The 25,772-nt window shown below is 72.9% G+C and carries 21 protein-coding genes; 12 read left to right on the top strand and 9 right to left on the bottom strand.

The window, feature by feature from the left end:
- Positions 1 to 29 precede the first annotated feature (29 nt).
- From ACYU7L_RS15720 to ACYU7L_RS15710, 3 genes are read left to right on the top strand one after another with little or no spacing between them, the layout of a single operon-like run.
- Entirely contained in the window at positions 30 to 980 is a 951-nt protein-coding gene (locus tag ACYU7L_RS15720) for an AAA family ATPase (RefSeq protein WP_460798836.1), read from the top strand.
- A gap of 16 nt (positions 981 to 996) precedes the next feature.
- On the top strand, positions 997 to 2,301 hold the full coding sequence (locus ACYU7L_RS15715) for a DUF58 domain-containing protein (protein ID WP_460798427.1): 1,305 nt from the start codon (positions 997 to 999) through the stop codon (positions 2,299 to 2,301).
- On the top strand, positions 2,298 to 4,736 hold the full coding sequence (locus tag ACYU7L_RS15710) for a transglutaminase family protein (RefSeq protein ID WP_460798425.1): 2,439 nt from the start codon (positions 2,298 to 2,300) through the stop codon (positions 4,734 to 4,736). Before ACYU7L_RS15715 ends, ACYU7L_RS15710 begins: the two co-directional genes overlap by 4 nt.
- 238 nt (positions 4,737 to 4,974) lie before the next feature.
- Here the strand turns inward: ACYU7L_RS15710 and ACYU7L_RS15705 are convergent, their stop codons facing one another.
- The 7 genes from ACYU7L_RS15705 to ACYU7L_RS15675 form a co-directional block, all read right to left on the bottom strand.
- Positions 4,975 to 5,421, bottom strand: coding sequence for a DUF3040 domain-containing protein (locus ACYU7L_RS15705; RefSeq protein WP_460798423.1), 447 nt, complete (start codon positions 5,419 to 5,421; stop codon positions 4,975 to 4,977).
- Positions 5,422 to 5,527: 106 nt separating this feature from the next.
- Positions 5,528 to 6,712, bottom strand: coding sequence for a DNA polymerase IV (gene dinB / locus ACYU7L_RS15700; RefSeq protein WP_460798420.1), 1,185 nt, complete (start codon positions 6,710 to 6,712; stop codon positions 5,528 to 5,530).
- Positions 6,713 to 6,844: 132 nt separating this feature from the next.
- On the bottom strand, positions 6,845 to 7,606 hold the full coding sequence (locus ACYU7L_RS15695; RefSeq protein ID WP_460798418.1) for a methyltransferase domain-containing protein: 762 nt from the start codon (positions 7,604 to 7,606) through the stop codon (positions 6,845 to 6,847).
- A 19-nt stretch (positions 7,607 to 7,625) separates the two neighbouring features.
- Complete coding sequence (locus ACYU7L_RS15690) at positions 7,626 to 11,429, bottom strand: DNA polymerase III subunit alpha (RefSeq protein ID WP_460798415.1); 3,804 nt, start codon at positions 11,427 to 11,429, stop codon at positions 7,626 to 7,628.
- Between the two features lie 137 nt (positions 11,430 to 11,566).
- Positions 11,567 to 12,817, bottom strand: a complete 1,251-nt coding sequence (locus ACYU7L_RS15685; protein ID WP_460798413.1) for an endonuclease — start codon at positions 12,815 to 12,817, stop codon at positions 11,567 to 11,569.
- Positions 12,818 to 12,991: 174 nt separating this feature from the next.
- Positions 12,992 to 13,444 (bottom strand): SAV_6107 family HEPN domain-containing protein, encoded by a 453-nt coding sequence (locus ACYU7L_RS15680; RefSeq protein ID WP_460798411.1) that lies wholly within the window; start codon positions 13,442 to 13,444, stop codon positions 12,992 to 12,994.
- 11 nt (positions 13,445 to 13,455) lie between these two features.
- On the bottom strand, positions 13,456 to 13,878 hold the full coding sequence (locus ACYU7L_RS15675) for a DUF6504 family protein (RefSeq protein ID WP_460798408.1): 423 nt from the start codon (positions 13,876 to 13,878) through the stop codon (positions 13,456 to 13,458).
- Between the two features lie 209 nt (positions 13,879 to 14,087).
- Between ACYU7L_RS15675 and ACYU7L_RS15670 the strand changes: the two genes are divergently transcribed.
- From ACYU7L_RS15670 to ACYU7L_RS15655, 4 genes are read left to right on the top strand one after another with little or no spacing between them, the layout of a single operon-like run.
- Positions 14,088 to 14,561 (top strand): YbaK/EbsC family protein, encoded by a 474-nt coding sequence (locus tag ACYU7L_RS15670; RefSeq protein WP_460798406.1) that lies wholly within the window; start codon positions 14,088 to 14,090, stop codon positions 14,559 to 14,561.
- 31 nt (positions 14,562 to 14,592) lie between these two features.
- Positions 14,593 to 15,006 carry an ArsC/Spx/MgsR family protein gene (locus ACYU7L_RS15665; RefSeq protein ID WP_460798404.1) on the top strand — a complete coding sequence of 138 codons (414 nt, stop codon included), beginning with the start codon at positions 14,593 to 14,595 and terminating at the stop codon, positions 15,004 to 15,006.
- 3 nt (positions 15,007 to 15,009) lie between these two features.
- Positions 15,010 to 15,603 (top strand): DUF4126 domain-containing protein, encoded by a 594-nt coding sequence (locus ACYU7L_RS15660; RefSeq protein WP_460798402.1) that lies wholly within the window; start codon positions 15,010 to 15,012, stop codon positions 15,601 to 15,603.
- A 10-nt stretch (positions 15,604 to 15,613) separates the two neighbouring features.
- Complete coding sequence (locus tag ACYU7L_RS15655; RefSeq protein ID WP_460798400.1) at positions 15,614 to 16,915, top strand: phytoene desaturase family protein; 1,302 nt, start codon at positions 15,614 to 15,616, stop codon at positions 16,913 to 16,915.
- On the opposite strand, the gene metF is transcribed toward ACYU7L_RS15655, so the two are convergent.
- Positions 16,916 to 17,842: a methylenetetrahydrofolate reductase [NAD(P)H] gene (gene metF, locus ACYU7L_RS15650; RefSeq protein ID WP_460798397.1), complete on the bottom strand. Its 927-nt coding sequence runs from the start codon at positions 17,840 to 17,842 to the stop codon at positions 16,916 to 16,918.
- Between the two features lie 63 nt (positions 17,843 to 17,905).
- Between metF and ACYU7L_RS15645 the strand changes: the two genes are divergently transcribed.
- On the top strand, positions 17,906 to 18,997 hold the full coding sequence (locus tag ACYU7L_RS15645; protein WP_460798395.1) for a polyprenyl synthetase family protein: 1,092 nt from the start codon (positions 17,906 to 17,908) through the stop codon (positions 18,995 to 18,997).
- A gap of 29 nt (positions 18,998 to 19,026) precedes the next feature.
- Here the strand turns inward: ACYU7L_RS15645 and ACYU7L_RS15640 are convergent, their stop codons facing one another.
- Complete coding sequence (locus ACYU7L_RS15640; protein ID WP_460798393.1) at positions 19,027 to 19,392, bottom strand: Rv2175c family DNA-binding protein; 366 nt, start codon at positions 19,390 to 19,392, stop codon at positions 19,027 to 19,029.
- A 173-nt stretch (positions 19,393 to 19,565) separates the two neighbouring features.
- Between ACYU7L_RS15640 and pknB the strand changes: the two genes are divergently transcribed.
- The 4 genes from pknB to aroF all read left to right on the top strand — a co-directional run bounded on the left by pknB (position 19,566) and on the right by aroF (position 25,546).
- A complete protein-coding gene (gene pknB, locus ACYU7L_RS15635) occupies positions 19,566 to 21,599 on the top strand; it encodes a Stk1 family PASTA domain-containing Ser/Thr kinase (protein WP_460798391.1) in 2,034 nt (677 codons plus the stop codon).
- A gap of 103 nt (positions 21,600 to 21,702) precedes the next feature.
- Entirely contained in the window at positions 21,703 to 22,683 is a 981-nt protein-coding gene (locus ACYU7L_RS15630; RefSeq protein ID WP_460798388.1) for a deoxyribonuclease IV, read from the top strand.
- A complete protein-coding gene (locus ACYU7L_RS15625) occupies positions 22,680 to 23,570 on the top strand; it encodes a DMT family transporter (RefSeq protein WP_460798386.1) in 891 nt (296 codons plus the stop codon). The genes ACYU7L_RS15630 and ACYU7L_RS15625 overlap by 4 nt, the downstream gene beginning before the upstream one ends.
- A gap of 938 nt (positions 23,571 to 24,508) precedes the next feature.
- Positions 24,509 to 25,546 carry a 3-deoxy-7-phosphoheptulonate synthase gene (gene aroF, locus ACYU7L_RS15620; protein WP_460798384.1) on the top strand — a complete coding sequence of 346 codons (1,038 nt, stop codon included), beginning with the start codon at positions 24,509 to 24,511 and terminating at the stop codon, positions 25,544 to 25,546.
- Positions 25,547 to 25,772 lie beyond the last annotated feature (226 nt).

Genomic DNA, 25,772 nt, shown 5'->3' with positions numbered 1-25,772 from the left:
CGACACCGGAGAGCGCCGACCTGGAGACCCTGGCGAGGGTGACCGGCCGGATCCGGACCAACGTCGAGCGCGTCATCGAGGGCAAGCCGGAGGTGGTGACCGCCGCCCTCGTGGTGCTCCTGGCGGAGGGACACCTGCTCATCGAGGACGTCCCCGGCGTGGGCAAGACCATGCTGAGCAAGGCGCTGGCCCGCAGCATCGACTGCACGGTGCGGCGCATCCAGTTCACGCCCGACCTGCTGCCCTCGGACGTGACCGGTGTGTCGATCTTCAACCAGGACACCCGCGAGTTCGAGTTCCGCCCCGGCGGGATCTTCGCCAACGTGGTGGTCGGCGACGAGATCAACCGTGCCTCTCCCAAGACGCAGTCGGCGCTGCTCGAGTGCATGGAGGAGCGCCAGGTCAGCGTCGACGGCACGACGTTCCAGCTCGAGACGCCGTTCATGGTGATCGCCACCCAGAACCCGATCGAGATGGAGGGGACCTACGCCCTGCCCGAGGCGCAGCGCGACCGGTTCATGGCCCGGCTGTCGGTGGGCTACCCCCTGGAGAGCGCGGAGATCGCGATGCTCTCCACGCACACCGGGCGCAACGCCCTCGACGACCTGGAGCCGGTCACCGACGCGGCCGAGGTGCGCAAGCTGATCAGCATCGTCACCCAGGTGTACGTCGCGGAGCCGGTGCAGCGCTATGCCGTCGCCCTCTCCACCGCGACCCGACGCTCGCGTGAGCTCACCCTCGGCGCCTCGCCGCGCGCGACGCTGCACCTGGTCCGGGCGGCCAAGGCCCGTGCCGCGATGCACGGGCGCGACTACGTCGTGCCCGACGACCTCACCGCACTCGCCTCCCCCGTGCTGGCCCACCGCCTCATGCCGAGCGTCGAGGCGGCCATGAGCGGGCGCTCGGCCTCGACGATCCTCGACACCATCGTGGCCTCGGTCCCCGTGCCCGTCGGGGCGTCACCTGCCGGCACGGCCTGAGCAGGGAGCGCCCGGCATGCAGACCTCGTGGCTCACCTCGATCCGCACCGCGCTCGCGGGCCTGACGGTGCGGGGCCGGGCGTTCCTCGCCGCGGGGGCCACGGCCGTCGGGTGCGCGATCGTGCTGGGCCAGCCGGCCCTGACGCGGGTCGGCGTGCTGGTGATGGCGCTGCCGCTGGTCACCTGCCTGGTCCTCGCCCGGGGCCACTACCAGCTCTCGCTGCGGCGCTCGGTCCAGCCGCAGCTCGTGCCCGCCGGCCAGCCGGCCGTGGTTCGGCTCGCGCTGCGCAACGACGGCCGCACTCCCCAGGGGGCACTGCTGCTCGAGGACCAGGTGCCCTACGTGCTGGGGTCGCGTCCCCGCTTCGTCCTCGAGGGCGTGGCCCACGGCTGGCACCGCGAGGTGACCTACCAGGTCCGCTCCGACGTCCGCGGGCACTATGAGATCGGCCCGATGTCGGTGCGCGTCAGCGACCCCTTCGGCCTCGTCGAGCTCGGCCGGTCCTTCCGCTCCACCTCGGAGCTGACCGTGACCCCCCGCACCGTGGCTCTGCCCGCGATCGCGCTGGGCGGCACCTGGACCGGCTCGGGCGACAACCGACCCCGCGCGTTCAACACCGGCAGCTCCGAGGACGTCACCGTGCGGGAGTACCGCATGGGAGACGACCTGCGGCGCGTGCACTGGCGCAGCTCGGCGCGGGTCGGCGAGCTGATGGTGCGCCGTGAGGAGCAGCCCTGGCAGTCGCGGGCCACGATCTTCCTCGACAACCGGCGCCGCGCCCACCGGGGCCAGGGCATCGCCAGCTCCTTCGAGGCCGCGGTGTCGGCCGCGGCGTCGATCGCCGTGCACATGACCCGCCGCGGCTTCGCCGTACGCCTGGTCACCGCGGCGGGCGAGGAGCCCGGCACCGGCTGGCACGCCCACGACGTCAACCTCGACACCGGGCCGCTGCTGCAGGCACTGGCCGTGGCGCCACTGGTCCCCCTGGAGCGCATCGACAGCAGCTGGCTGCTCGAGACGTCGCAGCACGGCATGGTGATGGCCGTCCTGGGAGCGATCGACGGCACGGACCTGCCGGTGCTGCGACGGATGCGACACCACGGCAGCTCCGCCATGGCCCTCACCCTCGACGTCGATGCGTGGGACCCCCGCCGCCAACCGTCCTCGGAGCGGGTCGACGGCTCGCCGTCACCGGCCGACGTGCTCACCACCCACGGGTGGCGCGCGGCGACCCTGGGGCCGCGCGACCAGCTGGCCACGGTCTGGGAGGAGCTGGGCCGGCGCCTGGACTCCCCGGCCGGGGCAGGGACCCAGCGATGAGCACCCGGCGGCCGCGTCCCTCGGCGCCCATCATGGCGCTCATCGCGCTCGTCACGACCTGGCTCACCCTGTTCTCGTGGCGCGGTCTCACCGAGCAGCCCGAGGAGTTCCTCCTGCCCGTGCTCGTCGCGGGTCTGGTCGTCACCCTCACCGGGGTCCTGGCACGCCGGCTGCGCCTCCCCGCCGTGCTGGTGCTGCTGACCCAGCTCGTGGTGGGGACGCTGCTGATCCTGGGCGAGGTCACCGGCTCGGTGATCCCCACCCCCACCACTCTCGCCGACGTGGAGGTGGCCCTGCGTGCCGCGGTCGACTCGGCCGGTCGCTACTCCGCACCCGTGCCGGCGACGGTCGCCCCGGTCCACCCTCTGCTGATGGTGGGGGGCCTGGCCTGCCTGGTGCTGGTGGACTTCCTCGCCTGCACCCTGCGGCGGGTGCCCCTCGCGGGCCTTCCCCTGCTGACCGTCTACTCCCTGCCGCTCAACATCCTCGGCGGCTCGGTCGACTGGTGGATCTTCGTCGCCGCCGCCGCCGGCTTCCTGGGGCTGCTCTATGTCCAGGGCAGCGAGCAGATCGGCCGTTGGGGACGACCGGTCGCCCACGGCGGCAGTGGGGACGTCAGTGTCACCCAGACCCGTCCGACGGTCGTCGACAGCCCTCCGCTGCGGAGCAGCGCGACGCTGATCGGGGTGGTCGCGACCGCCCTGGCGCTCGCCGTACCCCTCGCCGTCCCCACGCTCTCGCTGGCGGTGCTCGGCAACGGTCCGGGGGGCGGCGGCGGGGACGAGATCAAGCTCGAGAACCCGACGACCGATCTGCGCCGCAACCTGCTGCGCGGTGAGGACGACCCGCTGATCACGTTCGAGACGTCCGACCCGTCGCCCGGCTACCTCCGGGTCTCGGTGCTCACCAACTTCGGCAACGATGCCTGGACCTCCGGCAACCGGAGCCTCCCCGAGGAGCAGCGCGCGAACGGGAGGCTCCCGGACCTCGAGGGCGTCGACGCGTCGGTCCCCCGAGAGGAGGTCGACTACGACTTCCTGGTCGAGGATCAGTTCCGCTCGACGTGGCTGCCGACCCCCGCGCTGGCCAGCGAGGTCCGCGCCGACGGGGCCTGGAAGTACGACACCGACACCATGGACTTCCTCGCCAGCGAGAAGGGGCTGGATACCGCGGGGATCAGCTACACCGCCACCGAGGTGGAGCTCGGGCTGGAGGCCGCCGACCTCGCCGCCGCCCCGGGTGGCGCGGACGAGGTGGACGACACCTTCACCGACCTGCCCTCCAACCTGCCGGACGTGGTCCGGAACCTGGCCGAGTCCGTCGCCGGCGACGCGGAGACCCGGTTCGAGAAGGCGGTCGCCCTGCAGACCTGGTTCCGCACCGACGGTGGCTTCACCTACTCCATCGAGCGGGCCGAGCCGGGCAACGGGAGCAGCGCCCTGGAGCAGTTCCTCGCCGAGGACGGGGGCCGGGTCGGCTACTGCGAGCAGTTCGCCTCGGCCATGGCCGTGATGGCTCGCACCCTCGACATCCCCGCCCGGGTCGCCGTCGGCTTCCTGCGCCCCGATCGGCTCTCCCCCGACATCTGGGAGTACAGCGCCTGGGACATGCACGCCTGGCCCGAGCTCTTCTTCCCGGGCGCCGGCTGGGTGCGCTTCGAGCCCACGCCGCCCACCCGCGCCAACAGCGTCCCCCCCTACACCCGCCAGCAGGTCGCGCCGGCTCCTGAGCCGTCTGCTCAGCCGTCGCAGTCCCAGCGCCAGGCCCCCAGCCAGGCGCCCTCCGCCCGGGTCGCGCCGAGCGACGCCCCGGTCCCCGAGACCGCCGCCGGCTCCGACGGCGACGAGGGTCTTCCCTGGGGGACCATCATGGCCGTCGGACTCGCTCTGGTCCTGCTCACGATCCTGGCGCTGCTCCCCCGCGGGCTGCGTCGGGCACACCGCACGCGCCGCTGGACGGCGGGCGACCCCGACTCCGCCTGGACGGAGTTGCGCGCCAGTGTGCTCGACCTGGGGCTGGGCTGGCCTGAGGGCCTGTCTCCACGGGCCACGCGAGACGTGGTCGCGCGGTGGCTGGCCCCGGTCGCCGCGAGGGCGACCGAGCAAGGAGCCGACGAGGTGCCGCTCGAGCGTCCGCGCCGAGGGCCGGAGACGGCCCCCGAGGCCGCGGAGGCGCTGGACCGGCTCACGGCCGCGGTGGAGCGGCAGCGCTACGCCCGCTCCGGATCCACCGTCGACGCCGCCTCCCTGCATCGCGACGTCGACCACTGCGTCGCGTCACTCACCGCCGGTGTGAGCCGGTCCAGCCGAACCCGGGCCGCCTGGTGGCCGCGCTCGGTCTTCGAGCGCAACCGGGACCGCGCCGGCTCACCCGGGGGCCAGACCGGCAGCCACGAGCGTGACGAGGAGACGCCGATGGCGGGGAGCTACCGGTGAGACCGGCCACCCAGCCGAGTCGGCGCAACTTCACCGCCGAGTCGGCGCATCTTCACCGTCATAGGGCGTGAGTCGGGTGGGAGCTCTCCCCGCAGTGGCCGAATCGGGGCAATGAGCTTGTGGAGACTCGAGCCGACTCGGATCCGTGCGTGTGAAATTGCGCCGACTGGCCTGTGAAGATGCGCCGACTCGGCTGACAACTTGTGCCGACTCGGCGCTGGGGGTGGAAGCTCCTAGGTCAGAAGCCGCGCTCGCGGCGCTGACGCCACCGCTCCTCCATGCGCTCCATGAAGGAGCCGGAGCTGCGTGCGGTGTTGCGCGACGAGGTGCGGCCGCGGCGACGCGAGCGGCCACCGTCGATGACCGTGAAGCCGTGACGCTCCTCATGGCCGGGCATGCCCAGCGGTGATGCGGCGGGGCGTTGCCGAAGCGCGGAGACCCCGAGGGTGGCCGTGCCGAGCATGATCACGAAGCCGACGATGCCCAGCGGGGTGACTTGGAGGATGGCCCCAGCCATCAGCACTGCGACGCCGACTGCGAAGCCGACGCCCGCGATGATCGCGCGACGGCGCGCCGCATGGCGCATGGAGCTGCCTCGCAGTGTCGAGGCGAACTTGGGGTCCTCCTCGACGAGGGCGCGCTCCATCTGCTCGAGCAGTCGAAGCTCCTCTTCCGAGAGCGGCACGATTCCTCCCCGGATTCAATCTCGCGCTGTGGGTCCGATCGACGCCACGGCGTCTGGCAACAGTCTAGGCAGGGGGTGGTCACGGCGGTAGCGCAGTGTCGGAAATTCATGACAACAGACTTGCCGGCCGGACCGCGGCCGGCCCGAATCGACGCGTGGCCCGGTCCACCGCCCGGTCCGCGTCGGACCATCCGTGCTCACGTTCGCCCAGGACGAGCTGCCGCTGGACCTCGCTGCGGGGCACCAGCCCCTCCACCCGGACCCCGACCAGCCGGATCCTGGCCCGCTGCAGCCCGAGCGCGTCGTACAGCCGAGTGGCCGTGCGGTAGATCTCCTGGGTGACGTCGGTGTGCTCCGGCAGCGTGCGGGAGCGGGTGATCGTGGTGAAGTCGGCGAACCGGACCCGCAGGGTCACCGTCCGGCCGGCCACGCCGGCGCCACGCATCCGGCCCGCCACCTTGGCCGACAGCCGGAGCACCTCGCGCACGATCACCTCCCGGTCGTCGATGTCGCGCGCGAAGGTCTCGTCGGCCCCCATGCTCCGGTCGGGATCCTCGTCACCCCGCCGGGGCGTGATCACCCGCCGGTCGGTGCCCCAGGCGAGCTCGTGCAGGTGGCTGCCGGCAGCCGCGCCGATCGCCCGCTGCAGCGTGCGCACCGGGGTGTGGGCGATGTCCCCGACCGTGAAGAGCCCCAGGCGGTGGAGCTGGGCTCGGGTCTTCTCCCCCACCCCCCACAGCTCGCCGACGTCGAGAGGGTGCAGGAACGGCGTGACGGTCCCGGGCGGGACCACCACGACCCCGTCCGGCTTGGCGCGACGGCTCGCGATCTTGGCCACCGCGGGCGAGGCGGCCACCCCGACCGAGCAGGTGATGCCCTGCTCGTCGTGGATCGTGGCCCGCAGCCTCTCGGCGATCTGCAGGGGCGAGCCAAGTCGTCGGGTGCTCCCCCGCACGTCGAGGAACCCCTCGTCGAGGGAGAGCACCTCCACCAGCGGCGTGACCCGCCGGAAGTTCTCCATCACCGACGACGACACCCGCCCGAACAGCTCGAAGTCCGGCGCGATCACCACCGCGTCCGGGCACATCCGCCGGGCCCGCGTCATCGGCAGCGCCGAGCGCACGCCGTACTCCCGGGCGAGGTAGTTGGCCGACAGCACCACCCCCCGCTGCCCGCCTCCCACGATGACCGGCACATCGGCCAGGTCAGGCCGCTCCCGCGTCGCCACCGAGGCATAGAAGGCGTCCATGTCGACGTGCAGCACCGGGCAGTCGACCGAGGCGTCGCTCACGGGGCACCTCCGGGGGCGCGCCGAGGCACGCCGTTGGGGACCAAACGGCGACGAAAACGCGCCGAGGCATGCCGTCTCTGACCAATCGGCGCCCTCCGGACGCGGACGATCGGCGCCCTCCGGACGCGGGACTCAGCGGCGGGCGAGCAGGTGCAGCTGGGCGGCGAGGGGGAAGAACTCGGGGCGGTTGGCGACGGCCTGCTCGAGGTCGACCAGCGACTGGGCGGCGCCGGGCTCGAGGTCGAGCAGGGAGCCGGGGACGAGGTCGGCGAAGACGCGTACGCCGTGCACGCTGGCCACGTCGAAGCCGGCGCCGACGAGCAGCGGAACGATCTCCTCGCGGGTGAAGCGACGCCCCGAGCGGCCGGTCGCGCCGGTCTCGTCGAGCAGCGCGTGGGCCTGCTGGAAGTGGCCGGCCATCGCCCGGGCCACGACGGCGGCGTGACGCTGGGCCACGAGCAGGCTGAGCACCCCTCCGGGGCGCAGCACGGTCGCGATGATGCCGAGGGCCGCAGCCGGGTCGGCGACGTGCTCGAGCACCCCGTGGCACAGCACGACGTCGGCGCTGGCGGGCTCGCGTACGTCGAGCAGCGCCGAGAGGTCTCCCTGCTGACCGGTGACCCGGTCGGCGACGCCGCTCTCGTCGGCCCGGCGGGTGAGGGCGGCCAGGGCGTCGGGGCTGGGGTCGACGACCGCCACCCGGTGGCCGAGGCCGGCGACGCCGACCGCGAACCCGCCGGTGCCGCCACCGATGTCGAGGACGTCGAGCGCCCCCTGCCCATCGCCGTCACGGAGATCGGGGAGCACGTCCCCCAGTGCCTCCCACACGACCGCCGTGCGTGCGGCGCTGCGTCGTTCGCTGGCTGATCCCATCGCGGGCCCGCTGACTGGCATGGGCACCACCCTAGTGTGCTCATCCGGGACTCCCGGGGCTGCGGTGCCACAGCTTGCGGGCGACGTTCCTGGTCTCCTCGCCGGCAGGCTTGATGTCGGCGTAGGGAGACATCGCGAAGCCACTGGAGTGGACCAGCACCCGGCGCGGGCCGGCGGGCTCCCCGACATCCGCCCCTCCGGGGGTGACCGCCATCGCCGCGCGCACCGCCGCGACCCCCTCCTCGGCGGTCGGCGCCGCCTGCCACCGCCCGAACAGCTCGGGCAGCTCCCAGCAGCCGGTGGCCCGCAGCGAGACGCCGCGCCGGCCGGTACGGCGCAGCTCACCGCGCACGACCAGCAGCCAGGAGTGGAAGACCGTCTGCGCATAGGGCCCTTGGGCGTCCTCGAAGAACGTCGCGTCGACCGGCCCCGTGGAGTCGTCGACGGTCAGGAAGACCACCCGCCGTCCGGAGCGGATCGGCGGGGTCTGGGTGGCGACCTTGACCCCGGCCACGAGCACCTCGCTGCGGCTGCGGCAGGTGAGCAGGTCCTTGCTGCGCACCACGCCGATCTCGTCGAGGAAGGCGGCGTAGGAGTCCATGACGTGGCGGCTCGCGTCGAGCCCGAGGACCTCCAGCTCGGCACGCATCCGCTCCTCGGGGCTCATCTCGGGCAGCCCGCTGAGCTCCCCCTCCCCCGGCCCGTCGCCCAGCTCGAGGGTGAGCTGCACCGAGGAGACGGGGTCGGGCGCTCGGGCCGCCCGGGACTGGGCCGCGGCCTGTGCGCGCACGCCCTCCGCGTGCTGATGCACCACCGGCGTACGGCGCCGCCCGCGCGAGGACCTGGCCAGTGCCCGGTCCTGGCGCTCGAGCTCGGCCACCTGCAGCAGCAGGTCGCGCCGGGTGGTCCGCCCACGGCGGTGCACCTCGCCCCCCACCGCTCCACCGCCCTCACGGGCACCGCCCTCACCGACCCCGATGCCGTAGACCGAGTCGAGCGCACCCGCGAGCACGAGCCGTTCGAGGACCGGCCGTGAGGGCCGCGCGCGGTGCCACAGGTCGGCGAGCGAGTGATAGGGACGGGCTGCGACGATCCGGTCGACCTCCGCCTCGCTGATCCCCTTCACCTCCGCGAGCGCCAGCCGGATCCCGTACCCGTCCGCGCCGCCCTCCTGGTCCGAGCAGTCCTCCCCCAGCCGCTCAACCGTGTAGGTCCGGTCGCTGGCCTGCACGTCGAGGCCGAGTACGGCGATGCCGAGCTGGCGCGCGTCGTCGAGGATCAGCCGCTTGGGGTACATCCCCGGGTCGTGGGTGAGCACCCCGGCGAGGAAGTGCGCCGGCCAGTGCGTCTTGAGCCAGGCCGACTGGAAGGTCGGCAGCGCGAACGCCGCCGCGTGCGCCTTGCAGAACCCGAACGACGCGAACGACGCGAGCACCTCCCAGACCCGCTCGACCACCGCCAGCGAGTAGCCGCGCGCCAGCGCCCGCGGGAAGAGCCAGAGCCGGGTGTCGGCCATCCCCTCGGGGTCGCCGAGGGCCCGGCGCCGCTCGTCGGCCTCGTCGTAGCCGATGCCGGCGAAGAGCGCGATCATCTCGATCACCTGCTCGTGGAAGACCACGACCCCACGGGTCTGGCCGAGGATCGGGCGCAGGTCGTCGTGGAGGTACGACGGCATCCGCCAGCCCTGCTTGGCCTCGAGGTAGGGCCGGATCATGTCGCTCTTGACCGGGCCCGGCCGGAACAGCGAGATGTCGGTGATGATGTCCTCGAAGCTCTCGATGCCGGACTTGCCGACGAGCTCGCGCTGGCCGGGCGACTCGATCTGGAAGATGCCGAGGGTCTTGGCCGAGCTGATCAGGTCATAGGTGACGGGGTCGTCGAAGGGCACCTGCTGCTCGTCGTCGAGGTCGACCTCGGTGTCGTCGACCCGCTTGATCTCGGCCACCGCGTGGGCCATCGCGGACTGCATCCGGATGCCGAGCACGTCGAGCTTGAGCAGACCGAGGTCCTCGACGTCGTCCTTGTCGAACTGACTCATCGGGAAGCCGGCGAAGCTCGCCTCCACCGGGGTCCGGTCGAGCAGGGTCGCATCCGAGAGCAGCACCCCGCACGGGTGGACCGCGACGTGGCGCGGCAGCCCGTCGAGGCGCTCGACGAGGCGGAAGAGCAGGTCCAGCCGCTCCTGGCCCAGCCCGCTGGCACGCAGCTCGGGCAGCTCGCGCAGCGCGTTCCGGGCGTCACGGGCACGGATGTGCGGGAACGCCTTGGCGATCGCGTCGGTCTCGCCGGGTGGCATGCCGAGAGCGGCGCCGACGTCGCGTACGGCGTGGCGCACGCGGTAGGTGTCCATCATCGAGACGCACACGCAGCGCTCCCCGCCGTACCGCGCCAGGATCGCCTCGTAGACCTCCAGCCGGCGTGCGGACTCGACGTCGACGTCGATGTCGGGCAGCGCCCGGCGCAGCGGGGAGAGGAAGCGCTCCATCAGCAGGCCGTGGCGGATCGGGTCGACCCCGGAGATGCCGAGCAGGTAGTTGACCAGGCTCCCGGCGCCCGACCCCCGCGCCGCGCAACGGACGCCCATCTCCCGGATCAGGTCGGTGACGTCTCCGACGGTCAGGAAGTACGACGCGTAGCCGAGCTTGCGGATGATCTCGAGCTCGTCGTCGAGCCGCTTCCAGATCCGCTGGCGCGGCCCCGAGCCGTAGCGGGCGCCGATCGCCCCCTCGCAGCGGGCCCGCAGCAGCCCGTCTGCGCTCGCCAGACCTGGACCGAGCGCCGGGTCGACCCCGGAGTCCGCCCCAGAGCCAGCCGCCAGCTGGAACTCCGGGAAGTGCACCTCACCCAGCCCGAGGTCGGTGCGCGGGTCGAGGGCGCAGCGGTCGGCGACCTGACGGGTGCGGGCGAGCAGAGCCCGCGCCTCGCGCACCGGGTCGCTGCCCAGGCCCGCGAGCCGCATCACCTCCTCGGCGACCTCCGCCATCTGCTTGCCGGACTTGAGGAACCCCTCGGCATTGGCCCGGTCGACGTGGCGGCGGTCCAGCGCGACCAGCCGCCGGGCGGCGTCCAGGACGTCGACGGTCGGGGCGTCGTGGCGGTCGGCGTAGCGCACCGCGTTGGACAGCACCGTGGCCACGCCGGCCCGACGCGCCACCCCGGCCATCCGTGCGGCGTGCGGCGAGCTGCCGGGCCCCCAGCCGGTCCGGCTCGAGGGGAGCCGGTGGGAGACCAGCTCGACGAGGAGGTTCTCGCGGGGCACCACCCCCTGCCACGCGGTGAGGGTCTCCAGCGCCAGGTCGTCGCGGCGACTGGTGACCGCCCGTCCCACCTCGGAGCCCGGACCGAGCAGGACGAGCACGTCGCCGGAGGGGAGGTGCTCGGCCAGCAGGTCGAGGGTCGCCACGGGCTTGCCCCGCTCCCCGGCCAGGTGGGTGGCCGAGACCAGCCGGCAGATCCGCGCCCAGCCGGGTCGGCCGACGGCGAGCAGGGTCACCCGGGGCAGTCGGGGGTCGCGGTGGGCACCGCCCCGCACCGGGGTGCGCAGGGACGCCGCGGCTCCCGGCCTGCCCACTCCCCCGACCCCTGTCCCGGCCCCGGCACCGACACCTGCCCAGCGAGGGTCCAGCGGGGCCACGGCGAGGTCCACCCCGAGGACGGGGCGGACCCCACCGGACAGGCAGGCCTTGGCGAACTTCACCGCGCCGTAGGTCCCGTCCCGGTCGGTCAGCGCGAGCGTGTCCATCTCGTGCTCCACCGCGCGCTCGACGAGCGTGTGCGGGTGGGACGCGCCGTACTGCAGGGAGTAGCCGGAGGCCACGTGCAGGTGCGGGAACGGGTCGGGCATGGTGGGGCCGCCTCCTGGACAGTCGGCTCGACCCCTGACTGACTCGAACAGATGTTCGAACAGATCAAACGGTAACCCGAGCCGGGTGGGAGGCGTCAAGCGGGCCGCGGTTTCGAGACGGCCGCTGCGCAACCTCCTCAACCACCGGGGCGGGTCACCAGATGGCGTCGGCCCACTCCGGGTGGTCGACGCGGGTTGCGGTTGTGCTGGTAGCTCTCGTAGATGACGTCGTTGCGGCGCTTCTCGAAGGCGTCCGGCGGGTCCTGGGCGTTCCACTGCAGCAGCACCGAGAGCTTGCCGTGCAGCGGAGCGCTGCCGTTGCTGACCAGGTTGTTGACCTCGAGATCGGGATAGCCGTCGCCACCCTCGTAGCGCACCGACATGAAGAAGATCATCCGGGCGACGTCACCCTTCACGGCGTTGCGGGGCTCCCAGGAGTTGGAGTCGGCGTAGTTGCCCGGCGCCTCGGAGTTCTGGCTGCCGCCCGCGTCGAAGTCGAGGTTGCCGCGCGCGGAGTTGACGGTGACGTCCTCGGGGCGCAGGTGGTGCAGGTCGGTGCCCGGACCGGTGGCGGTCCCGAAGTCGCCGTGGGACTTGGCCCAGACGTGCTCGCGGTTCCACTGGTCGACCCCGCCCCCGTTGTTGGACTTGGGCATCGAGAAGCCGCTGTAGAGCGTGCGGACGTTGTTGGAGTTGGCCGGGTCCTGGTCGGTGACCTTGAGCGCGTCCCACACCGCGCTGTAGGAGAGCTTGGTGACACCGCGCGAGGTGATCGTGTGCAGCGCCGACTCCAGCGCCGACCCACTCTTGCCGATCGCAGAGGCGTAGTAGGTGCTGTCGTAGTCGGTCGACCCACCGGTCGGCGGAGGCGTGGTGCCACCCCCGCCACCGTCCCCGCCACCGTCTCCTGAGCCGGTCGCGAAGGCGAACGCCGTGCTGCTGGTCAGGCCGGGACGCGAGAAGTACGCCGCGAGCGCGCCGGTCACGTCGATCTGGCGCCCCATCAGCGAGGGGTTGGACCTGAGCCCCCAGGCGGAGCGGAAGGCGCTCGGGACCTGGACGTAGAGCATCTTCGTGGTGTCGGTGACGCCCGCGGCGTCGGCGATCGCCAGCGCGTAGTCGCTGGGGAAGCCGCTGCGCACCACTGTCGACGAGGCGGTCGGCTGCCCGACGACGTAGCCGCGGACGGTGGCGACCGAGCCGTTCTGCGCAGCGCGGGCCGCGGCCACGGTGATCGGCGTGGCCGCCTGGGCGGACTGCCCCGTCGAGGCGCCCTGGAGAGGGGCGGTGAGCGGTGTGGCCGGCGCGAGCGCCAGCAGGGGGATGACGAGGAACAGGGAGAGCACCTGCGCCGCACGACGGCGGCGCAACCCGAGACTGAGGTGCATGAGGCTCCGATCAGGTGAGAACGGCGACATGCCCGGCGGAAGCGCCGGGCTCCCGCAGCCTGCCGTCCCGCGGGAGCCGCGCCCATACCGGGAAACCCTTGTTCTTCACGTCTTCTCGGGCCCGTAACAAAACGATGGGCCCCGCCACGCCGACGAATCAGGCCACGCCGATGATCAGGCGACTCCGGAGCGCCTGATCGGGACCACCACGCGCGCCGGCAGCGGCACGTGGGGCATCAGCCCCAGCGCCGACTCCACGACCGCGAGGAACCGGTCGGCGTCACGCACCAGATCGTCAGCCTCCCGCTCCGTCACCGCTCGCGTCGAGCCGGCCTCGGCGGCCGCCCGCTTGCCGGCGCCGGCGGCGAAGAAGGCCGCCCACTCCCGCAGCTCGGGAGCGACCTCGGCGAGCAGCACCCAGGCGTTCTTCTGGGGGCGCCTGCGGACCGGAACCGGCTGGGCCCGGGCGGCGAGCAGGGCCGCGGCCGCGCGCAGCGCCGAGACGTGCGCACAGGCGTAGCGCGTCGGCACGTCGGCGGCGACGATCGCCTCCTGCAGCGACTCGGCCGAGCGGGCGAGGTAGGAGTGGGTCGTCGCCGGCAGGGAGTAGGGGCTGACCTCGAGCATCGCGCGCCCCCTCAGTCCACGCAGCCGACGAGGCGCCAGCCACCGTCGGCCCAGTCGAAGGCCAGGTCGAAGACGCCTCGCCCGGCTCGGCCCGCACCGTCGGCGCGGTCGGCCACCGCCCCCCGGCCGGCCTCCACCCGCCAGAGCTCACGCTCGCAGAGCAGGTCGGGCGCGACGAGCACGTCCGCACCCTCACCACCCTCGCGCTCACCCTCGCGCTCCCCCTCGCGCAGGGCCAGGGACTCCTCGGAGCCGATCACCGCCCGCACTCCGGAGGACTGCCACCACGACCCGGTCTCCACCCAGTGCGCGAGAACGTCGCTGACCTTCCACAACCGTCCGTGCCACAGGAACTGCTCGGGCCCCTCGACGCTCGAGTCGGGCCCACCCACCAGGCCCTTGCGGACCTCCACCGGGTCGTCGTACCGCCGCATGTCTCGCTCCTTCGTCGCCGCTCCCGCACTGGTCCGGCCTGCACCGGTCCGACCCCGGAGGGCCCAGCGGGGACGGGGTCGAGGTCGCCCCCGCCGGGCCCGTTGCTCGAACACGTGTTCGAACAACCATCACGGTACACCGGACCACCGACAGCGCGTCAACCCCTCGACTCACCCCTCGACTCACCCGGTGTCGTTAGGGTCACGGCATGCCGACCGAGCACCCCTCGATCACCCGATTTCGCACCGAGCACCGTCGCCGCGGCGGGGCCGGCGAGATCGTGGTGCTCCCCGACGCCGTCCACACCGCCGCCCTGGCAGCCGAGGCCCTCGGCTGCGAGGTCGGAGCGATCGCCAACAGTCTGCTCTTCGACGCCGACAGCACGCCGGTGCTCGTGCTGACCTCCGGCGCCCACCGGGTCGACACCACCGCCACCGCGCACCGGCTCGGCCTCGACCGGCTGCGTCGCGCCTCCCCCGACTTCGTCCGCGAGCACACCGGGCAGGTCATCGGCGGGGTGTCCCCGGTCGCCCACCCGGCTCCGATCAGGACCGCCATCGACCCCTGGCTGCGCCGGTACGACGTGGTGTGGGCGGCCGCCGGTCACCCCTCCGCCGTCTTCTCCACCACCTTCGACGAGCTGGTCGCGATGACCGGAGCCGTCGAGACCGACGTCGACTAGAGCAGAGCCGAACAGAGCCACAGGAGCCCGCATGGAGATCTGGATCAACCCCGCCTGCTCGAAGTGCCGCACGGCGCAGGCGACGCTCGACGAGGCGGGGGTCGACTACACCGTCCGCCGCTACCTCGACGACCCGCCGAGCGCCGACGAGCTGGCCGCCGTGCTCGACCGGCTCGGCCTGGAGCCGTGGGACGTGGCTCGCGCCAAGGAGGCGCGCGAGGCCGGCATCGACCTGCCCCGCGACCCCGAGCACCGCGACCGGTGGCTCACCGCCCTGGCCGCGCACCCCCGTGCCCTGCAGCGCCCGATCGTCACCGCCACCGACGGGACCACGGTGGTCGGCCGGGACCCCGTCGCACTGGCGAGGGCGATCGACGCCGAGACCGCCGCACAGACCGGCACCCAGACCGGCCCCCAGCCTGGCACACAGTCCGGGCGCGGCTGAGCCGTGGACTCCCTGACCCTGGCGTTCTCCAGCGGCTGGGCGAGCGGCGTCAACGCCTATCTCGTGGTCCTCGTCCTCGGCATCGCCGACCGGGTCGGCGACCTGGGCCAGGTCCCCGACGTGCTCGCCCGCTGGGACGTGCTCGCGGTCGCACTGGTGCTCTACTCCCTGGAGTTCGTCGCCGACAAGGTCCCCTGGCTCGACTCCACCTGGGACGCCGTCTCCACGGCGATCCGGCCGACGGTCGGCGCCGTGATCGGGGTGCTCCTGGCAGGCGAGGCCGACTCCCTCGAGCAGGCCGTCGCCGGCACGGTCGGCGGCGGCACGGCGCTGCTCTCGCACCTGGTGAAGGCCGGGACCCGGCTGGCGATCAACTCCTCCCCCGAGCCGGCCAGCAACATCGTCGTCAGCATCCTCGAGGACTTCGCCGTGCTCGGCGTCGTGTGGTTCGCGATCGAGAACCCCCGCGCCGCCGCGGCGATCGCGGCGGTCCTCCTCGTCCTGGGACTGATCCTGACCTGGTTCCTCGCCAAGCTGGTGCGCCGAGGCTGGCGCCGGTGGCAGGATCGCCGCTCGGCCCGCGCGGGGTACGTCTAGGGTTCACGCCATGGCGCGCGTGGTGGTGATCGGTGGCGGCTTCGGTGGGCTCGCCTCGGCGGCGCGGCTGGCCAAGCTCGGGCACGACGTCACGCTCGTCGAGCGGGACGAGGCTCTCGGTGGCGCGCTGTCCGCGGTCACCGCCGAGGGCTACAGCTGGGACGCGGGTCCCACCTCCACGCTGCTGCCCGCGGTGATCCGCGACCTGTTCCGCAAGTCCGGGCGCCCGCTGGAGAGGGAGCTGGACCTCGTCAGCCGCGAGGTGGTCCGCGAGCACCGCTTCGAGGACGGCACCCGCGTGGTGCTCCCCGGCGGGTCCCGGGCGGCCCAGCTGCACGCCTTCGACGAGCTGGCGCCGGGTCTGGGCGAGCAGTGGTGCGCCTACGTCGCGTCGTACGCCCCGACCTGGGACCTGCTGCGCCGCGACTACCTGGAGCGGCCGTTCGACCCTCGGCTCGCGAGCCGGGAGGCGCGGACGCTGCTGGAGGGCCGCGAGATGCTGCACCGGCGCCTGAAGCGGACGTTCCGCGACGAGCGGTTGCGCCTGGTCGCCGGCCATGCGCTGCTCGCCGACGGCCACGACCTGCGCAACACCCCCGCCTGGCTGGGCCTCACGTCGTACGTCGAGCAGCGCTTCGGCGCCTGGACGCTGCCAGGCGGGATGGCCCGCCTGTCAGAGGTCCTCACCGGGCGACTCGCCACCCGCGGCGTCACCGTGCTCACCGGCACCGAGGTGCGCGACGTCGTCGTGCGCGAGGGCCGGGCGGTGGCGGTGTCGACGTCGGACGGCGAGCTCGACGCCGACATCGTGGTCTGTGCCGTCGACCCGCGCCGGATCCCCGCCCTCGCCGCCCACGTGCGCCGCACGATGCCCGCGATTCCCCCGGTGGTGTGCCACGTGGGGCTGAGCGGCGAGGTCCCCGACCTCGGCCCGGAGGTCGTCCTGCACGGCGAGGCCACCCTGGTCGTGCGCACCGGTGGGCAGGCGCCGGAGGGTGGCACTGCCTGGACCGTGCACGGGCGCGGCCGGCTCGCCGAGGATCTGCTGGACGCGCTCGCCCGCCACGACATCGACATCCGCCAGCAGGTCGTGGTCCGTGTCGACCGCTCGCCCCGCGACCTCGTCGAGCGCTGGGGCGGCTCGCCGCTCGGGCTGCTCTGGCAGGGGCGCAACACGGTGCGCGACAGGCTCGGGCCGACCACCCCGGTGGAGGGGGTGTACGCCGCGGGCGCGCACGCCACGCCGGGCTCGGGGCTCCCGTTCGTCGGGCTCTCGGCGGCGCTGGTCGCGCAGGCCGTCGGGCCCGCCTGACTAGGCCGTGATCCGCAGCGCCTCGAAGATCTCCAGCGTCGCACGGGAGCGGTTCAGGGTGTAGAAGTGCAGCCCCGGGGCGCCCCCGGCGAGGAGCTCCTCGCACAGCTCGGTGGCGATCTGCACGCCCACCTTGCGGACCTCCGCGGGATCAGCAGCAGCCGCCAGGCGCTGCGTGACCTCGTCGGGCAGCGCGGCGCCGGAGAGCTCGGCCATCCGCTTGACCTGGCCCGCGTTGGTGATCGGCATGATGCCCGGGAGGATCGGGATGTCGACGCCGTGGGCGCGCACCCGCTCGACGAGAGCGAAGTAGTCACTGGCGCGGAAGAACAGCTGCGACACCGCGAAGTCGGCGCCGGCGCGTGCCTTGGCCACCAGCACCTGGGCGTCGTGCTCGAGCGACTCCGCCGAGGGGTGCCCCTCCGGGAAGGCCGCCACGCCGACGCAGAAGTCGCCGAGCTCGTGGCACAGCTCGACCAGCTCGACCGCGTGCGTGAGTCCTCCCTCGGTCGGGGTCCACGGGGCGCTCGGCCCGTCAGAGGGGTCCCCCCGCAGGGCCAGGATGTTGCGGACGCCGGCGTCGGCGTAGGAGTGCACGATCTCCGCCAGCTCGGCGCGGGTGTGGCCGACGCAGGTCAGGTGCGCCATCGCACGCAGCGACGTCTCCCGGGCGATCCGGCCGGTGATCTGCACTGTCGTGTCGCGCGTGGTGCCGCCCGCGCCGTACGTCACCGAGACGAAGGTGGGCTGGTAGGGCTCCAGGTCGCGGATCGCCTGCCAGAGCTGCTCGACTCCCGCCTCGTCCTTGGGCGGGAAGAACTCGAACGAGATCGACCGCTCGCCCTCGCGGATCAGCTCCCCGATGCTGCGGGTGCCCCCGTGCTGGGCCCGATCGCCGTCGGGACCGCCTGCAACTCCATCGACCATGGCGTGATTCTAGGTTCGGCCCCTTGCGGCTCAGCGGGGCGTCCACTGGCTAGTCTCGTCCGGGTGACCTCCTCCTCCTCCGCCGTGCCCGCGACCGCCTGGGACGGCGAGCTGTTCCGCCGCCAGGTCCAGGAGACGCTCGACGAGTTCCTCGACGGGCAGGCCGACCGGCTGGCGCCGCTGGGCGACGACGCCGCACGGCTGGTGGCCGAGGCGCGGCAGTGCGTGGCCGGCGGCAAGCGGCTGCGTGCGGCGTTCTGCTGGTGGGGCTACCGGGCCGTGCGGCCGGACGTGTCCGACGAGCGGGCCCTGCTGCGGGCGTGCGCCGCACTCGAGCTGCTGCACGCGAGCGCGCTGGTCCACGACGACCTGATGGACGCTTCCGACACCCGGCGTGGCCGGCCGGCGACCCACCGCGCCTTCGAGACCGAGCACCGCGCGCAGGGCTGGACCGGCAACCCCGAGCAGTACGGCGCGGCCGCGGCGATCCTGCTCGGCGACCTGCTCCTCACCTGGGCCGACGAGCTGCTGCGCCGCTGCGGGCTGCCGCTGACCGACGTGGCCGCCGCCCTCGACGTCTTCGACCTCTGCCGCTCCGAGGTGGTCGCCGGTCAGTTCCTCGACGTGTCCGTCCAGGCGCGGGCGCGCGCCGACGTCGAGACCGCGATGACGGTGCTGCGCTACAAGTCCGCGAAGTACTCGATCGAGCGGCCCCTCCACATCGGTGCGGCACTGGCCGGCGCGGGTCCCGAGCGGCTCGACGAGCTGGGCGGCTTCGGCCTCCCGCTGGGCGAGGCCTTCCAGCTGCGCGACGACCTGCTCGGGGTCTTCGGCGACCCGGAGACCACCGGCAAGCCCGCCGGCGACGACCTGGTCGAGGGCAAGCGCACCGTCCTGGTGGCGCTGGCGCTCGACGCCGCCCCGGCCGACCGCGCCGCTCTCCTCGACCGCTGGCTCGGCACCGCCCTCGACGAGGCTCAGGTCCAGCAGCTGCGCGAGGTGATCGACGGCGCCGGCGCCCGGGCCCAGGTGGAGGAGGTCATCTCCGAGCTGGTGCGGCTCTCGATCGCCGCACTGGATCGTGCGGACGTCGAGGACCAGGCGCGTACGGCGCTGCGCGCGCTCGCCGCTGCGGCGACCGACCGGGCCGTCTGACTCGGTTGGGGGTGCTCAGCCGGGCTGGCTCAGAGCGCCATCGCCTGGGCGCGGCGCTTGACCTCCGAGCCCCGGTTCTCCCGCAGCGCGTCGATGGGGCGGCCCGGCAGCTCGAGGTCGGTGAAGAGCCACTCGATGCACTCGCGGTCGTCGTAGTGCCCGTCGTGCAGCATGGTCAGCAGCCCGGGCAGGCCCTTGACGACGAGGCCGTCCTGCAGGAAGTCGGCGGGGATCTTCTGACCCTCGCCCTCGACGGGGACGGCGGCGGCCAGCTCGTGGTCGCGGATCATCGTGCGGACCTTGCCGACGCTCACGCCGAGCTCGCGGGCAGCCTCGGCCCAGTCGATCCAGTCGGCGACGAGGGCGCCGAGGTCGGCTTCGTGGGGTGCGGTCATGCGCTCAGTGTCCCACCGGCGCGGGCCACCGGGAAATCTCGTGCGGCTGCCCGGCCGCCCCGGGCACTCGCCCCACGCCACGCCGGAGACGGCCGCGAACGAACCGGAAGTGGCGCTCGTCCGTACGATTGGCTGTCGGATCCTTCCCCATCCGGCAGACGGAGGACCTCCCCGTGGATCACGGTGCCGCCCAGCGCATGCACCCACCCCGCCCCGGCGGGGATGCTGGCGACCCACTGATCGGCCGGCTGCTGGACGGTCGCTACCGGATCGGCGGGCGCATCGCGCGCGGGGGCATGGCCAGCGTCTACGAGGCCACCGACACCCGGCTCGACCGCGTGGTGGCGGTCAAGGTCATGCACCCGGGGATGGGCGACGACCACGACTTCGTCGCCCGCTTCGTGCGGGAGGCCAGGGCTGCGGCCCGGCTCTCCCACGTCAACGTGGTGGGGGTGTACGACCAGGGCGAGGACGCCGGCTCGGTCTACCTGGTGATGGAGCTCGTCGCCGGCCACACCCTGCGCGACGTGATCCGCAAGGAGGCCCCCATGTCTCCCGCCCGGGCGCTGGCCCTGCTGGAGCCGGTCCTCTCCGCGCTCGCGGCGGCCCACCGAGCAGGGCTGATCCACCGCGACATCAAGCCCGAGAACGTGCTGATCGCCGATGACGGCCGGGTCAAGGTCGCGGACTTCGGTCTGGCCAAGGCCGTCAGCGCCGACACCCAGCACACCGCGACCGGCGGCGTGCTGATCGGCACGGTCTCCTATCTGGCCCCCGAGCTCGTGGTCGATGGACGATCCGATGCCCGCGCGGACGTCTACGCGGCGGGCGTCGTCCTCTACGAGCTCCTCACCGGCCGCAAGCCCCACGAGGGCGAGTCGCCGATCCAGGTCGCCTACAAGCACGTCCACGAGGACGTGCCGGTCCCCTCCGAGGAGATCCCCGGCCTGCCGGCGTACGTCGACGCGCTGGTCGCCCGCGCCACCGCACGCGACCGCGACCAGCGTCCCGCTGACGCCTCGGTGCTGCTCCACCAGGTCCACCGGGTCTCCCAGACCCTGGCCGACGGCGTCCTCGAGGACGACGAGCTCACCGCCGACCTGCTCCCCCGCCGGGTGCGGGTCTCCCCGGATGACCAGGCCTTCCACGACACCGCCCCCGACTCGTTCGACCGAGCGGCTGTGCCGGCCCCCACTCCCGCGGCCGACCGCACGGTCCAGGTGGAGCACGCAGTCGCCTCCGACGCCATGCGGCCGGCACCCGACGACGGCCGCGAGCACACGAGCGTGGTCGAGCTCGACCACCCCGCGCCGCGTCGTCGACGAGGACGCGGTCCGCTGGTGCTGCTGCTCGTCCTGCTCCTGGTCGCGGCGCTCGGCGGGGGTGCCTGGTGGTTCGGCTATGCGCGCTACACCCCGGTGCCCGGGGTCATCGGACTGACGGAGGCGAAGGCGGTCCAGCGTCTCGAGGCGGCCGGGCTCGAGGTCAAGGTGGGCGACGGCGCCTACTCCGAGACCGTCGCGGCCGACCTGGTCCTCTCCACGGACCCGGAGGCCGGCGACAAGGCGCTCGACGGTGACGTCGTCACCCTCACTCTCTCCCTGGGCAAGGAGCGCTACGAGGTGCCCAAGCTGCGCGGGAGGACCGAGCAGCAGGCCGAGCAGGCGCTCGAGGACACCAACCTGAGCGTGGGGCGCGCGGTCGAGCGCTACCACGAGACGATCCCCGCGGGCACCGTGCTCGGCAGCGATCCCAAGGCCGGCACCAGCCTCAGGCGCGGCATCGCCGTGAGCCTCGTGGTCAGCAAGGGCCCCAAGCCGATCAAGATCCGGGACTGGACGGGCAAGGACGCCGACGACGCCATCGCCTGGTTCGACGACAAGTCGCTGGTGGTGGAGCAGAGCGAGGAGAACTCCGACGACGTGGCCGAGGGCGACGTCATCTCGCAGTCCCCCGCCTCCGGCACGCTCTTCGGCGGCGACACCGTCACGATCGTGGTCTCCGAGGGCCCCGAGCTGGTCGAGGTCCCCGGCGGCCTGGTGGCCAGCGGGGTCGACGCCGCGACCGAGAAGCTCGAGGCCGCGGGGTTCGAGGTCGACATCAAGGACCACACGGACTATCTGGGTCTGGGCTATGTCTTCCGCGTCTCACCCGGGTCGGGCGACATGGTCCCCAAGGGCAGCACGATCACGCTCTACCTGATCTGAGCCGATCCGGCCGGGCCTATCCGAGCGGCCTGTCCGAGCGGCCTGTCCGAGCGGGCCTGATCCCGCGGCAGGTGGGCGGCGCAACCTCGCCTAACCTTCTGCCATGCCCGCCGCACCAACCGTGACCGCACCCGAGACGACCAGCACCGACCCAGCCTCGGCAGATCTGGTGGTCCGCAACCCGATCGGCACCCACGTCCAGGTCGGCAAGGGACTGGTGGCCGGCGCACTCGCCTCGACCGCGGAGATCGGCGCCGAGACCCTCCAGGTGTTCGTGGGCAACCCCCGCGGTTGGGCGCTGTCGGCGGGCAGCGCCGAGGAGGACGAGCGCTTCCGGGCGGCCTGCGCCGATCGCGGACTTCGCAGCTTCATCCACTCGCCGTACCTCGTGAACCTCGGCTCCCCCACCGCCGCGACCTACGAGAAGTCCGTCGCCGTCGTGGCCCACAACCTGCGACGGGCTGCACGGATGGGCGCCGAGGGCGTGGTCGTGCACACCGGCTCCTTCGTCGACCACTCCGACGACGCGGACGAGAGCGCCGCACGCTTCGCCGCCGCGATGCGCCAGGTCCGCGAGGGGCTGCTGCCCCTGCTCGAGGAGCTCGACGGGTGGCAGCTCGACTCGACCCCGTGGCTGCTCCTGGAGCCGACCGCCGGCCAGGGTCGCTCACTGTGTGCTGGGGTGGAGGACCTCACGACCTACCTCGGAGCGCTCGACCACCACCCGCGCGCGGGGATCTGCCTCGACACCTGCCACGTCTTCGCCGCCGGCGCACCGCTCGACGAGCCCGGCGGGGCCACCGCGACGGTCGACCGGATCGTCGAGATCGGCGGTCCCGGGCGGCTGCGACTGATCCACGCCAACGACTCCATGGACGTGCGCGGCGCCTTCAAGGACCGCCACCAGAAGATCGGCCAGGGACACATCGGGGTCGACGCGTTCCGCGAGCTCTTCGCCCACCCGGAGACGGTCGGCGTGCCCTTCGTCCTCGAGACGCCCGGCTCCCGCGACGCCGACGACCCGGACATCCCGCTGCTGCAGCAGCTGCGCCTCCAGGCGTCCACGACCGGCCTCACGGCGTGAGCCCGCGCCGTACCTCCCTGCTCGCCACTCTCGCCCTGCTGGCGATGACGGCGTCGTGGGGCTCGACGTTCTTCCTGATCGAGGACCTGCTCGACCGGATCCCGACTCTGGACTTCCTGGCCATCCGTTTCGCCATCGCCGCCGCCGCGATGCTGCTCGTCGCCCCCGGAGCGATCGCCCGGCTCTCCCCGGAGTCGCGGCGCAGCGCGATGGTGCTGGGTCTGGTCTACGGCGTCGCGCAGATCCTCCAGACCGCCGGACTCGCGCACACCTCGGCGAGCGTGTCGGGCTTCATCACCGGCATGTACGTCGTGTGCACGCCGCTGCTCGCCGCGTTGCTGCTGCGGACGCGGATCACCGCGCTCACCTGGGGCGCGGTCGCGCTGGCGGCGGCCGGGCTGGGGGTGCTGACGCTGGACGGCTTCGCGATCGGGTACGGCGAGACGATCACGCTGCTCTCGGCCGTCCTCTACGCGCTGCACATCGTCGGCCTCGGGGCGTGGTCCCGCCCGGGCGAGGCGCTCGGCATGTCGATCCTGCAGATCGTCGTGATCGCCGTCGTCTGCTTCGTCGCCACGGTGCCCGACGGCGTCGTACTGCCCGAGACCCGGGGCGACTGGGCCTCGATCGTCTACATGGCGCTGATCGCCGGCGCTCTGGCGCTGCTGGGGCAGACCTGGGCGCAGGGGCACCTCTCCCCCACCCGCGCCGCGATCATCATGAGCATGGAGCCGGTGTTCGCCGCCTTCTTTGCGATCCTGTTCGGCAACGACTCGCTGACGCTGCGGATGCTGCTCGGCGGCGGGCTGGTGCTGACCGCGATGCTCGTGACCGAGCTCGTGCCACGGCGACGGATCGAGGGCGAGGTCCCGCACATCGCGGTCTGAGGTACTCGTGGCCGCCTCCTGACAGCCGGCGGCGGCTCTCGGGATTCTGATGAGCATGGCCAGGCTCGGTCTTCTCCTCGTCACCGCACTGGCCCTCGTCGCCTGCTCGACGGGTGGGCGAGAGACGCAGCCGTCGCCCGGTCCGACCGTGCCGCGTCCTCGCCTGCTGGGGCAGACGTGACGCCGGAGGTGCCGCCGGCGGCAGAGCCGTCGCCCGAGCGGCCGACCTCGGCCGATCTCCCGGCGGAACGTCCACCCGTGGTGCCCTATGTCGCCGGCGACCGCTACGTCCTCCCGCAGGGTCGGCCCCAAGCGCTCGCCTTGGGGCGTCGGGGCGTCAGCGGGGTGGTGCCGTTCGCCGGCGGGCTCCTGATGTCGGATGAGCGCTACTTCGAAGGCTCGAACGGTCTGGAGCTGGTCAGGGACGGTGGACCTCGAGGGGGAGGTGCCCTGGCGCCTCGACACCGGGAGTCTGGTCGCCTTCCCTGCTCACGCTGAGGACGATCGCCGGCAGGGTGGCCATCGTGCGCGTGCGCTTCGACGGGCCACGCGGTCGGCGACACTGCGCGCCACGCGGCAGGCGACTCGAGCGGGTGAGCCACGCCGTGCCCGTCCAGGCGGGGCAGTCCCCTTACCGCCTGCTGCCTCCACCGCCACGCCCCTGAAGGACCCCTCGGTGAGCCAGCACGTCCCGCATATTGATCACGAGGACACTGCGCGTGCGGCTCGGCTACGGTCTGCCCCATGACGAGGAACGTGACCTATCTGTTCGCCAGCCTGCCGGGAGCTCCCGTGCAGGAGGGCTGCAGCGTGTCGCGCTAGGACCTCCAGCACTCGTCATACCAACGCCCCCGGCCATGTCGTGGGGCGTTTTGCATGTGGCCCCGACGACGTGGCTCCCACACCTTCCGAAAGCAGGTAGCACCATGGTCGTCGTCATGTCACCGGACGCCACCGACGAGGACATCGCCCACGTCGTCTCCCGGGTCGAGGGAGTGGGAGGCGAGGCCTTCGTCAGCAAGGGTGTCGTGCGCACCATCATCGGGCTGGTCGGGGACATCGAGTCCTTCCACCATCTCAACCTCCGCACGCTGCGCGGCGTCGCCGACGTGCACCGGATCTCCGACCCCTACAAGCTCGTCAGCCGTCAGCACCACCCCGACCGGTCGACGGTCTGGGTCGGGCCCGCCTGCAACCAGGTCCCGATCGGACCGGACAGCTTCACGTTCATCGCCGGCCCCTGCGCCGTCGAGACCCCCGAGCAGACCCTCGAGGCGGCGGTGATGGCGAAGTCGGCCGGCGCCACGATCCTGCGCGGAGGCGCCTACAAGCCGCGCACCTCGCCGTACGCCTTCCAGGGCCTCGGGGTCGCCGGCCTGAAGATCCTCGCGGACGTCCGCGAGGCCACCGGCCTCCCGATCGTCACCGAGATCGTCGACGCCCGTGACGTGGACGTCGTGGCCGAGCACGCCGATATGCTGCAGGTGGGCACCCGCAACATGGCCAACTTCGGTCTGCTGCAAGCGGTGGGCGCCTCGGGCAAGCCGGTGCTGCTCAAGCGCGGGATGAGCTCGACGGTCGAGGAGTGGCTGATGGCGGCGGAGTACATCGCCCAGCGCGGAAACCTCGACGTCGTCCTCTGTGAACGCGGCATCCGCACCTTCGAGCCCTCGACGCGCAACACGCTCGACATCTCCGCCGTGCCCGTGGTGCAGGCCACCAGCCACCTGCCCATCATCGTCGATCCCTCCCACGCCTCCGGACGCAAGGACCTGGTCGTGCCGCTGACCCGAGCCTCGATCGCGGTTGGCGCGGACGGCGTGATCGTCGACGTGCACCCGGAGCCCGAGGTAGCGCTGTGCGACGGACCGCAGGCACTCCTCGGTGCCGACCTGCGTCTGCTCGCCCAGGCGGTACGGCGGTTGCCGTCGGCCTTCGGCCGCGTCGATGCCTCGGAGCTGGCGCGACACGGCTGAGCGCCCCTCGCTGGTCGAACAGGTTGCGCACCTCTCGCTGGTCGAGCAGGTCGCGCAGCCGCCTCGTCGGTCGAGCAGGTCGCGCACACCCTCGTTGGTCGAGCAGGTCGCGCACACCCTCGTTGGTCGAGCAGGTTGCGCAGCAACCGACGTCGAGACCCCACCTGTAACCCGCCCCTGTGGACAGTTGATGGGCCGCCAGAAAAACTTTCGAATGTTGTCCACA

This window comes from Nocardioides pacificus (genome assembly GCF_054775955.1).
This window is presented reverse-complemented; position numbering and strand designations above follow the sequence as displayed.